At 73.1% G+C, this 10,782-nt stretch carries 10 protein-coding genes; 3 read left to right on the plus strand and 7 right to left on the minus strand.

The window, feature by feature from the left end; translation table 11 throughout:
- Position 1 precedes the first annotated feature (1 nt).
- The 7 genes from ACWCV3_RS27465 to ACWCV3_RS27495 are packed head-to-tail and all read right to left on the minus strand — an operon-like array spanning position 2 to position 8,057.
- On the minus strand, positions 2-1,414 hold the full coding sequence (locus ACWCV3_RS27465; RefSeq protein ID WP_451229565.1) for a dihydroorotase: 1,413 nt from the start codon (positions 1,412-1,414) through the stop codon (positions 2-4).
- Positions 1,402-2,502: an acyl-CoA dehydrogenase family protein gene (locus ACWCV3_RS27470; protein WP_451229568.1), complete on the minus strand. Its 1,101-nt coding sequence runs from the start codon at positions 2,500-2,502 to the stop codon at positions 1,402-1,404. The genes ACWCV3_RS27465 and ACWCV3_RS27470 overlap by 13 nt, the downstream gene beginning before the upstream one ends.
- Positions 2,499-3,560, minus strand: a complete 1,062-nt coding sequence (locus ACWCV3_RS27475) for a PrpF domain-containing protein (RefSeq protein WP_451229571.1) — start codon at positions 3,558-3,560, stop codon at positions 2,499-2,501. Before ACWCV3_RS27475 ends, ACWCV3_RS27470 begins: the two co-directional genes overlap by 4 nt.
- A complete protein-coding gene (asnB, locus tag ACWCV3_RS27480) occupies positions 3,557-5,404 on the minus strand; it encodes an asparagine synthase (glutamine-hydrolyzing) (protein ID WP_451229573.1) in 1,848 nt (615 codons plus the stop codon). Before asnB ends, ACWCV3_RS27475 begins: the two co-directional genes overlap by 4 nt.
- 34 nt (positions 5,405-5,438) lie before the next feature.
- A complete protein-coding gene (locus ACWCV3_RS27485; RefSeq protein WP_451229576.1) occupies positions 5,439-6,380 on the minus strand; it encodes a PLP-dependent cysteine synthase family protein in 942 nt (313 codons plus the stop codon).
- A gap of 22 nt (positions 6,381-6,402) precedes the next feature.
- Complete coding sequence (locus ACWCV3_RS27490) at positions 6,403-7,200, minus strand: HpcH/HpaI aldolase family protein (protein WP_451229579.1); 798 nt, start codon at positions 7,198-7,200, stop codon at positions 6,403-6,405.
- Complete coding sequence (locus ACWCV3_RS27495) at positions 7,197-8,057, minus strand: TauD/TfdA dioxygenase family protein (protein ID WP_451229595.1); 861 nt, start codon at positions 8,055-8,057, stop codon at positions 7,197-7,199. The genes ACWCV3_RS27490 and ACWCV3_RS27495 overlap by 4 nt, the downstream gene beginning before the upstream one ends.
- 469 nt (positions 8,058-8,526) lie before the next feature.
- On the opposite strand from ACWCV3_RS27495, the gene ACWCV3_RS27500 reads away from it, so the two are divergent.
- From ACWCV3_RS27500 to ACWCV3_RS27510, 3 genes are all read left to right on the plus strand, one after another.
- Positions 8,527-8,733 (plus strand): tautomerase family protein, encoded by a 207-nt coding sequence (locus tag ACWCV3_RS27500; protein ID WP_073901715.1) that lies wholly within the window; start codon positions 8,527-8,529, stop codon positions 8,731-8,733.
- Positions 8,730-9,992, plus strand: a complete 1,263-nt coding sequence (locus ACWCV3_RS27505; RefSeq protein WP_451229583.1) for an MFS transporter — start codon at positions 8,730-8,732, stop codon at positions 9,990-9,992. The genes ACWCV3_RS27500 and ACWCV3_RS27505 overlap by 4 nt, the downstream gene beginning before the upstream one ends.
- A gap of 89 nt (positions 9,993-10,081) precedes the next feature.
- Positions 10,082-10,782: S-adenosylmethionine synthetase N-terminal domain-containing protein (locus tag ACWCV3_RS27510; protein WP_451229586.1), on the plus strand; the 701-nt coding region annotated here is incomplete at its 3' end.

Consider the following 10,782-nt stretch of genomic DNA (forward strand, 5'->3'; position numbering starts at 1 on the left):
GTCATTCCCTCCCGGCGGCGAGCGCCGCCCGCTGCGATCCGTCCCCGGCCGCCGCCAGCAGGCGGCCGTCGTACGCGCCGAAGGTGCCCGAGGCGGCGTCCCAGACGGTGCGGCCCGCCCGCAGGGTGCGTTCGACGCGCCCGGTGAACGTCCAGCCCTCGTACGCCGACCAGCCGCACTTGCTCTCCACGTCGTGCGCCGAGAACATCCACGGCGTGTCCGGCGCGAAGAGGACCAGGTCGGCGTCGGCACCCGGGGCGATCCGCCCCTTGCCGGGCAGCCGGAACAGCTCGGCGGGCCGCTGCGACAGGTGCCGCATCAGACGGGTCACCGCGACGTCCGGGTCCTCCTCGGGCCGTCTGCGGCGCATCCCCGTCCACACGGCGACGGCCAGCTCCTGCACACCGGGCAGCCCCGGCGGCGAGGCCGCCGCCGACCGGGTCTTCTCCGCGACGGTGTGCGGGGCGTGGTCGCTGCCCAGGGTGGCTAGCTGACCCTCCGCCAGGGCCCGCCACAACCGGTCCTGGTCCGCGCGGGAGCGGATCGACGGCGACAGCCGCGTCCGCGCGCCCAGGCGCCGGGTGTCCTCGTCGGTGAACGACAGATGGTGGCCGGTGACCTCGAAGGTGACCGGATGCCCGGCGGCCTGCGCCGCGCACACCAGATCGGCCTCCTCGGCGCTCGACAGGTGCAGGATGTGGGCCCGGGTGCCGTGGCGCCGCGCCAGCTCGACGACCTTGGCGACGGCGACGATGCCACCGGTGCGCGGCCGGTGCCGCTCGTAGTCGAGATACCCGGACGGCTCCCCCCACCAGGCGTCGAGCAGCGCGAACAGCCCGTCGTCCTCGGCGTGCAGGACGAGCTGGACGCCCGCCTCGGCCGCCGCCGCGAACGCCTGCTCCAGCACCACCGGGTCCCGGACCACCGTCGGAGCCGTGTGGTGGCCCGCCATGAACACCTTCGCACTGGTCGCCACCGCAGGGTCGAGGTCCGCCAGCAGCCGCGGGCGCGCCGGATCGACCCCGATGTGGAAGCGGAAGTCCACCAGCGAACTGCCCCGCACCAGAACGGCCTTGTCGAACAGCGCCTGCGGGTCCAGCGTGGGCGGCACCGTGTTCGGCATGTCCATCACCGTGGTCACGCCGCCGCGCACCGCCGCCCGGCTGCCGTGCTCCCAGTCCTCCTTGTACGTCAGCCCGGGCGTCCGGAAGTGCACATGGGAGTCGATCAGCCCGGGCAGCACGTAGTGGTCGCCGGCGTCGAGGTGCCCCGCCCCGGCGGGCACCGGGCCCGGACCGGTGACGTCGGTGATCCGGCCGCCGCTGATCAGGACGTGCCCGGACCGCACACCGTGCGGCGTCACCAGCCGGCGGCCGCTGACGACGAGTTCGGGCACGGAGCTCAGCCGGTCCATGCCGCCGCCACCAGATCCCGGCACAGGTCGTTCGTCGGACCCATGAAGGCGATGCCGCGCGCGTCGGCGAGCAGCCGGCCGATCGGTGCCCCCTCGCGGTACCCGGCCGAGCCCAGCATCCGGGCGACGTCGAGGCAGATCTCCTCGGCGGCCACGGACGCGTGCAGCTTGCTGTGCAGCGTGGTCATCCCCGGCTGCGCCGAACTGCGGGCACCGGCCCGGGCCACCACGGCCCGCGCCGCCTCCAGACGGGTCGCCAGATCCACCAGCCGGTGCCGCACGGTCGGCAGCTCCAGCAGCCCCTGCTTCCGCGCGTGCCGCACGGCCAGGTCGAACGCGGCCCGCGCGATGCCCACGGACACCGCTCCCAGGCTGGCGCCCGACTCGCGCACGCCCGCGATGACCGACGCGGCCCCGCCCTCCGGCCCCAGCCGGTCGGTGTCCGCCACGACACAGCCCCCGAGGGAGAGGAGCCCGGTCGCCGAGCCGCGCATCCCCGCCAGGTCCAGACCGAGGTCCGCGACCAGCCCCTCGGTGCCCGCCTCCACCAGGAAGAACGTCTGCCCGTCCGACCCGTACCCGTGCGCGGTGCCGCCCGGCCGGCCGGTCTGCACCAGCACCAGGTACACATCGGCGACACCGGCGCCGGTCGTGAACGTCTTCGTGCCGTCCAGCCGCCAGCCGCCGTCCGCAAGACGCTCGCCGCTGCTCGCCAGGTTCCGCTTGGCGGCCCCGGCACCCGTCTCGCTCCACGCCGACGCGGCCAGCCAGGTGCCGTCCGCCAGCAGCGGCAGCCACCGTCGCTGCTGCTCCTGCGTGCCCCACTCGGCGATCCGGGCCGACACGGCGAAGTGCTGGAAGGCGATGATGGCCAGCGACGGATCGACGACGGCGATCTCCTCGACGACCTGGTTGACCGCGGCCGCGTCCCCGCCCGCCCCGCCGTAGCGGGGCGCGATGGCCGTGCCCAGCAGCCCGCCGGCGCGCAGCGCCGCCAGCGCCTCCCGGCCGGGCACACCCTCCGCAGCGCTGCGTGCGGCGGACTTCGACAACCGGGCGCGCAGCTCGGCCGTCAGCAGCGGTCTCATACCGCTCCGGACAGCGCCAGGCATTGGGCGACCTCCTCGAACTGAAGATGATTCAGGGGTGTCAGGGCGAACGAGCCCTGGAAGCTGACGTGCTTGTGCGCGACGGTCGCCCACAGCAGGGCGCCCTGGTCGCGGGCCGTCCCCGCGGCCGAGGTGACCGCCGTGACCGCCGTACGGCCGCCCGGCGTGATGATGTCCACCAGGCCGTCGTCCGTGCCGTGTTCGCGGGCGATCCGCCAGGGCAGCGTGCCGGGGATCCGCATCGCCGTCCCCAGACAGACCGCGCCGGTCAGGGCGATCGACGGGTGCCAGCCGGGCACCGTCACCGCCCGGGCCGCGACACCGCCGTCCGCGCCCGGCAGCACCGCCGCGATCTTGGGGAAGGCCCCGCCACGCGGCCAGCCGAGCAGATCGGCCGCCGCGCCCCGCAGCGACTCCAGCCGCTCGAGCAGCCGTCCACCGGCGTCGAAGAGCGCCGCCTGGTCCGGAACGCCGAGCGTGCGGGCGTCGACGAACGCGTAGGTGTTGGAGCTGGCGACGAGGGAGACCTCCACCTGCTCCCCGCCGTCGGCCAGCACGGTGCGCGGTTGCCCGTCCGGCAGCAGGTCCGCGAAGGGCAGCGGCGACGGCTGGACGAAGGTGACCGTGAAACCGGCCATGTCCCGCTCGACGCGCTCGGCCTCGCACACCACGCTGTCGCCGTTGTTGCGCACCCGCACCCGGATCCGGGCGCCCGGCACCAGCCGCGGCAGCATCCCCGAGCGGGAGGCCGCCAGCACCGACGCCAGCACCGAGTGACCGCACGAACCGCGCAGGTCGAACCGGTCCGGGGCGCCGGGCAGCGCCTGCACGAACCGGTAGTCCAGGTCGAACATGGGATGCGCGGACGGCTCGATGAGAGCGATCTTCAGTACGTGCGCGCCGCCCGCCGACGCCAGGTAGCTGCGGGCCTGCGTGAGATGGGCCAGCAGCGCCCCGTCCTCGCGCGGCAGCCGGCCGGCGTCCAGCACGAACGTGGGGCAGGGACTGCCCGCCGCGTACGCCAGGTGCCCGATCACGCCGCCACCTCCAGCGGTCTCGTGCCCACGGGAGCCTGCGCGGCCGTACCCCGCCCGTGCAGGGAACGCCGGAACTGCCCGTCCCACACCTCGTGCACCAGCAGCGTCCACAGCGCCAGCGCCGCGGTGTCGTCGGGCCGTTCGGCCTGCGCGGTGAAGAGGCCGTCGACCGCCCGGCCGTCCAGCCGTCCCGCCGCGGCGGTCCGGTCCGGCGCCAGCAGGTCCCGCGCGTACTCCCACAGCGTGGTGCCCGGCCGCAGCATCGCCGTCACCGGCAGGGTGAACGGCTGCTTCGGCCGGGACAGCACCCGGTCGGGCAGCAGCCCGGCCGCCGCCGCGTACAAGGTGCGCTTGACCTGGCCGCCCTGGATGCGCCGGTGGTCGGGCAGCGGCCGGCCGAGGGAGAGGACCGAACGCTGGCAGAACGGCAGCCGCGCCTCCACCGAGGACGCCATGCTGAGGTGGTCGACCCGGCGCAGGTGGTAGGCGGGCAGCCGCTGCTCCAGCTCGAACCGGGTGATGCGGTCCAGGACGGTGCCGGGGCCGTGCAGCAGGTCCTGGCGGGCCGCCCCGGGCAGCGCCGGGTCGGCGGCGACATGGGCCCGGTAGGCGTCGGTGTACAGCCGGCCGCGCAGTGCGGCAGGCACGGCGGACAGCGCGTCCAGGTAGGCCGGCGCCCAGTCGGCACCCGCCGCCGCGCGCTCGGTGGCCAGCCGCATCCGCTCGTACCCGCCGAACACCTCGTCCGCGCCGTCACCGGTGAGCGCCACGGTGAAGCCGGCCTCCCGGATCGCCCGGAACAACGCGTACGTGCTCAGCGCGATCGGATCGGCGTTGGGCTGGCCGAGGTGCCAGACGGTGTCCTCCAGCAGGCCGGGGAAACCGGCCGGGTCGATCTCCACCTCGTGGTGGACCGTACGGGCCCGGTCGGCCACCTCGCGCGCGAAGTGCCGTTCGTCGAACGGCCAGGTGCCCCGGTAGGCGATGGTGAAGGTGTGCTGCGGCCCGAGCTCGGCCGCGAGCGCCGTCACCAGGGAGGAGTCCAGGCCGCCGGAGGTGACCACGGCGACCGGCACGTCCGCCTCGAGCAGCCGGCCCACCTCGTGGCGCAGGGTGCGCCGCACCTGCCGGGCCGTGGTGAACCCGTCCCCGGGCTCCGCCGCACCGTCCGGCACGTGCGCGGCGCGCCGCCGCACCCGCGGCGGGCCGCCCAGCTCGCACACCCAGGTCGTGCCGGGCTCCAGCACCTCCACGTCCTCGTACATCGTCCGCGTGCCGAACGGCGTACGGGTCGTCAGCAGGGCGTCCAGCGCCGACTCGCGCACCCGTCCGCCGATCCCGCCGAACCCGAGCAGCGCGGGCAGCTCCGAGGCGAAGTACAGCGACCGGTCCGCCGGGTCCCAGCGGTGGTACAGGGGCTTCATCCCGATGTGGTCGGTGGCCAGCAGGAGCCGCGGCAGCGCGCCCCGCGTGTCCACCAGCGCCAGCGCGTACATGCCGTCGAGGTGCTCGGTGAACTCCTCGCCGTACTCCAGGTACAGCGCGGGCAGCACCGATCCGTCACAGCGGTCGGGGACCACATGGCCGAGCGCCTCCAGCCGGCGGCGCAGTTCCTCGTGGTTGTAGATCTCCCCGTTGAAGACCACCTGCACCGGACCGCCCCGCCCGTACGGCTGGCGGCCGCCGTCCAGGCCGACGACGGCGAGCCGGTTGCTGCCCAGGCCCCACCCCGCCCCCTGCGCGACACCCGTCGCGTCCGGGCCGCCGTGCCGCTGGAGGGCGGCCACGGTGCGCATCGCGTGCGGCGTCGACGCCGCGTTGAAGTAGCCGAAGATCCGGCACATCTCTGTTGCCTGTCTTTCCTCGGGGACGGCGGGATCAGCGGGCCGTCGACAGATAGCGCTCCCCGCTGTCGGGGAACACGGTGACGACCGTGGCGCCCGCCCAGCGGGGCCGGGCCGCCACGGCACGACTCGCCCAGGCGGCGGCGCCCGACGAGATACCGACCGGCAGACCGGTCGCGCGGGTCACCTCGTCCGTGGTCGCGGCGGCCGCCTCGTCCGTGACGGCGACCACCTCGTCCACCAGGGTGAGGTCGGTGATCGGGGAGACGTAACCGGCGCCGATGCCGGGAATGCCGTGCGGGCCGGCCTCACCCCCGGAGAGCACGGCGCTGCGCGCCGGTTCGACCGCGACGACGTTCAGCGCGGTGCGCTCCTTCAGATAGCGGGCGGTGCCCGTCAGCGTTCCGCCGGTGCCGACCCCGCACACCAGCACGTCGATCCGGCCCCGCACGGCCTCCCAGATCTCGGGACCCGTCGTCTCGTAATGTGCCCGCACGTTGGCGGGGTTGCGGTCCTGGTGCGGCACCCAGGAGCCGGGCAGGCCGCGCTGCAGCTCCTCGGTGTACGCCCAGGCGGCCTGCAGACCGTCCCCGTGCGGCACGAGGTGCACCTCGGCGCCCAGCCGGCGCAGGATCAGACGGCGTTCCTCGGTGGCGTTGTCGGGCATCACGATGATGCACCGGTGGCCGCGGCGGGCGCACAGCGCGGCCAGCGAGATGCCGGTGCTGCCGGAGGAGCACTCGACGACGGTGCCCCCGCTCGCGGGCAGCAGCCCCGCCTCCTCGGCGGCCCGCATCATGAACAGCGCGGGCCGGTCCTTCACGCTGGAGAAGGGGTTGGCCATCTCCAGCTTGGCCAGCAGCCGCACCGAGCCGGCCAGTCCCGGCAGCGGGACGTCCAGCAGGGGTGTGTTCCCGACCAGGTCCTCGATGGATCCGGCCGGCCCAGCGGCGGTGTGCTTCACCTCGGTCGTCACGTTCTTCCCCTGTCCGCCGTGCTCAGGCCCGGTTCAGGCCGCGCGCCGCGTGCAGGTGGGCGGTGGCCGCCTGCTGAAGGTGGGTGATGTCGCTGGAGACGGTGGCGAAGGTGAAACCCTCGGCGAGCCGCTTCGCGGCGCTCTCGCCGTCCGGCACATGGATGCCGCAGGCGATGCCGTGCAGGCGGGCGGTCTCCGTGATCCTGCGCAGCGCGGCTTCCAGCGCGTCGGCGGCCGCCGGGTCGCCGAACCAGCGCGCACCGAGCGCCGCCGACAGATCGGCCGGCCCCACGTACACCGCGTCGAGGCCCTCCGTGGCGCAGATGGCATCCAGGTCGTCCAGCGCGGACGCGGTCTCGATCATCACGACGCACGCGACGCGGTCGTCGATCTCGGCGGGTACGGATCCCAGCCGCAGCTCCGCCCGGACCGGACCGGCCAGACTGCGCGTCCCCACGGGATGGTGTCGGCACGCCCGCACGGCGTCCCGCGCCTGCCGGGCGCTCTCCACCATCGGCACGATGACGCCGCGAGCCCCGGTGTCGAGCGCGACCCCGATGGCGACCGGGTCCGGCGACGGCACCCGGATCACCCCGGCGGAGCGGCCGCGGGCGTCCACGGCCAGCATCGCGGTCTGCCAGCCGGGCTGGTGCGTGACACCGTGCTGGCCGTCCACGCCGATGTAGTCGTAGCCGAGCCCGGCGATCCGCTCGGTCGCGACCGGACTGTCCAGGGATATCCAGTAGCCGACCAGGGGCTCCCGGCGGCGAAGCCGTGCCGCGAACCCCGGGTCCGGATGGGAGTCGGACGTCATGGTCATTCCCCTTCCTTCAGTGCGTAGCTCTGCTTGCCGTCGAGGCCGACGGGCGCGTCGCCGGTGATGGACACCCGGTGCAGCACCCGCTGGTGCCGCCCGTAGTCGTTGACCGCGAAGTGCTGCGTGCTGCGGTTGTCGAAGATCAGTACGTCGCCCGGGCGCCAGCGCCAGCGCGCGACGTTCTCGGGCCGGCGCACATAGCCCTGGAGCACGTCGAGGATCGGCCGGGACTCACGCGGCGCCACACCGAGCAGCCACTGGGCGAAACCGCCGAGGAACAGACTCGGCTCACCGGACTCCGGGTGCACGCGCACCACCGGGTGGGCGGCCTCGAACCGGCGGGCCAGGAACGCCGCGCGCACCTCGTCGCCGCGCTCGGTGCCCAGCCGCGGCTGCTCCGCGTGGTTGGTGTGCACGGCCCACAACCGGTCGGCGACGGCGCGCAGTTCGGCTGGCAGGTCCTTGTAGCCCGCGGCCGCGTTCGCGACCAGGGTGTCCCCGCCGTACGGGGGCAGCACCATGCTCCGCAGGGTCGTGCCCAGCGAGGGGGTGGTGGTGAAGCTGATGTCGGTGTGCCAGTGGTCGGCACGCTGGTCCTCCCCGTCGACGGGGAGCACCTGCGGGGTGCCGTCAACGGTGCGCATCATCGGGTGCGGCTGGGTCAGCGGGCCGAAACGGCCGGCGAAGGCGAGCTGGTGCTCGTCGGTGATGTCCTGATCCCGGAAGAAGAGGACCTTGTACTCCAGGAATGCCTCGTGGATCTGCCGGAAAACGGAATCCGACAGCTCGGTGGACAGATCGACGCCCGTGACCTCCGCGCCGATCTTGCCGCCGATCCGGCGTATGTCGAACAGGGACACCAGCATTCCCTCCGAATGTGTCAGGGACTCGCGTGGCCGTGCCGGCGGGGGAGCGCGGGCACGGCACCGCAAGTCCTTCCCGGCGTCGATCACAGCACGTGGCTCAATCCGGCGGCAACGGAAGCCGAAAAGGCATGACGACTTCACCAACTCGCTCCTGTGCGCATGCGGAAAGCCCGGGAAAAAAGGGCCGACTTGTTCAAGTCGTATTCGCTGTACGGCATTGGCTTGTCAGCGTCGCGGCGGCACGGAGATTCTCTCAGGGCTGTCCCGTAATCCCCGGCGGGCGCACGACGACAGCCACGGCACCTCGCCGCGTTTTCGGATCGCCCGAATACGCCCAGTACGCGGACGACCCTCCGCCTAGCGACGCACCGCATCCGACGCCGCGCGCTGATCCACCGGGGATCACGGGACAGCCCTCAGCCGCCGCGCCTTCAATCGTCCTCCGGAGCAAAGGACCTCTGACATGCCAGTGATCACCGTCAACTGGTGGCAGGGCAACGACCGGCACGCGCGAAAGGAGCTGGTGGCGGGCATCACCGACGTCGTCACGCGCGTGTCCGGCTGCCCGGACGACGCCGTCACCGTCATCGTGCGGGACGTGGACCCGGACCACTGGGGCAGGGGCGGTCACCTCGCCGACGAATCCCGTTCCCGGCGAGGCCAGCGATGACCCTGAGTTCCCTGCACCCCAACATCCGGCTGCGGATCGCGGTCGGTTTCGTCCAGCGGCTGCTGTCGGTCATGATGATGCCGCTGCTCGTCATCCACTTGGCGGCCCTCTACGGCGCAGCCGTCGCCGGTGTCCTCACCGTCTGCGTGGCGGCGGCGGGCATCACCGCCAACTTCCTCGGCGGACACCTCGCCGACGTCCACGGCCGGCGCCCCGTGATGATCGCCGGCGAACTCGGCGCCACCCTCACCTTCGGCCTGCTCGCCCTGGCCAACTCGCCGTGGTGGACCTCCGGGCCCGTCACGTTCGGTCTGTTCCTGCTCAACACCTGCTGCTCGCAGGTGGCCACGCCGGCGGCCGACGCGATGATGGTCGACGTCTCCACCCCCGAGAACCGCCCCCTCGTCTACACGATCAACTACTGGTCGATCAACCTGGCGTTCACGGTGGGCGCGCTGATCGGCGGCTTCCTCTACGACGGCCACTTCCTGCAGCTGCTGACCGGTGCCGCCGGGCTGTGCCTGCTGACCACCTCGGTGATGTGGCGGTGGATCAGCGAGACCGCACCGCGCGACGGCAGGGCACCGGCCGGACCGGCCGCCATGCTGCGCGGCTACCTCGCCGTGGCCCGCGACCGCGTCTTCCTGCGCCAGCTGGCCGCGGCCGCGCTGATCGCCGCGGTGGAGATGCAGATCGGCTACTACATCGCCGTACGCCTGTCCCGGCAGTTCCCGCAGCAGACCCTGCTCGCGGTCGGCGGCCGACGGCTGGACATCGACGGCGTCGCCGTCCTCGGCATTCTGCGGGCGGTCAACGCCGCCCTCGTCGTCGCCCTCGTCCTGACCGTCAAGACGCTTCTGGCGCGGGTCCCCGAGCGAGTCCGGCTGTACGGCGGCATCACCGTCTTCACCGCCGGCTACATGGTCTGGGCCGTCAGCGACGTCGGCTGGGTGCTCATCGCGGCGGCCGTCCTGCTGACCTTCGGGGAGATCGCCAGCGTGCCCGTGCGCCAGGCGCTGCTGGCCGACCTGATCGACCCCGAGGCCCGCACCAAGTACATGGCCGCCTACGCCCTCAACGCCCGGATCGGGCTCCTCGTCGCCGCCCTGTGCGTCACCCTCGGCGCGTTCGTCCCCGCCCTCGGCATGAGCCTGCTGTACGGGACCGCCGGCTGCGCGGCGATGCTGCTGTACCGGTCCGTGCTCGGCGTGCGGGCCGCTCGCGCCGCGGACGAGAACAAGGTCCCGGCCGCCGCCTGACCTGCCCAGGCGTCACGCGTTGGCGGTGCCGGCCGCGACTCGGGCAGGTCCGGTTGCGGGCCGGTGGCGGCCACGGATCTCATGCGGCCATGACGAAACGGCTGTTCACCTCGGAGTCGGTCACCGAGGGCCATCCCGACAAGATCGCCGACCAGATCAGCGACACCGTTCTCGACGCGCTGCTCCGCGAGGACCCCTCGTCCCGCGTGGCCGTCGAGACGCTGATCACCACCGGCCTGGTGCACGTGGCCGGCGAGGTCACGACCAAGGCCTACGCGCCCATCGCCCAGCTGGTGCGCGAGAAGATCCTCGAGATCGGCTACGACTCCTCCAAGAAGGGCTTCGACGGCGCCTCCTGCGGCGTGTCGGTGTCCATCGGCGCGCAGTCCCCGGACATCGCGCAGGGCGTCGACACGGCGTACGAGTCCCGTGTCGAGGGCGACGAGGACGAGCTGGACAAGCAGGGCGCGGGTGACCAGGGCCTGATGTTCGGCTACGCCTCGGACGAGACGCCGACGCTGATGCCGCTGCCGATCTTCCTGGCGCACCGCCTGTCCAAGCGGCTCTCCGAGGTGCGCAAGAACGGCACCATCCCCTACCTGCGCCCCGACGGCAAGACGCAGGTCACCATCGAGTACGACGGTGACAAGGCGGTCCGTCTCGACACCGTCGTGGTCTCCTCCCAGCACGCCTCGGACATCGATCTCGAGTCGCTGCTGGCGCCCGACATCCGCGAGTTCGTGGTCGAGCCCGAGCTGAAGGCCCTGCTGGACGAGGGCATCAAGATCGA

It is taken from the genome of Streptomyces sp. NPDC001781, from assembly GCF_053596035.1.

Bases quoted from the DNA above. Each gene is read 5' to 3' on its own strand.
- ACWCV3_RS27470 (WP_451229568.1), bottom strand. From the start codon at position 2,502: ATGAGACCGCTGCTGACGGCCGAGCTGCGCGCCCGGTTGTCGAAGTCC.
- ACWCV3_RS27465 (WP_451229565.1), bottom strand. From the start codon at position 1,414: ATGGACCGGCTGAGCTCCGTGCCCGAACTCGTCGTCAGCGGCCGCCGG.
- ACWCV3_RS27500 (WP_073901715.1), top strand. From the start codon at position 8,527: ATGCCAGTGATCACCGTCAACTGGTGGCAGGGCAACGACCGGCACGCG.
- ACWCV3_RS27505 (WP_451229583.1), top strand. From the start codon at position 8,730: ATGACCCTGAGTTCCCTGCACCCCAACATCCGGCTGCGGATCGCGGTC.
- asnB (WP_451229573.1), bottom strand. From the start codon at position 5,404: ATGTGCCGGATCTTCGGCTACTTCAACGCGGCGTCGACGCCGCACGCG.
- ACWCV3_RS27490 (WP_451229579.1), bottom strand. From the start codon at position 7,200: ATGACCATGACGTCCGACTCCCATCCGGACCCGGGGTTCGCGGCACGG.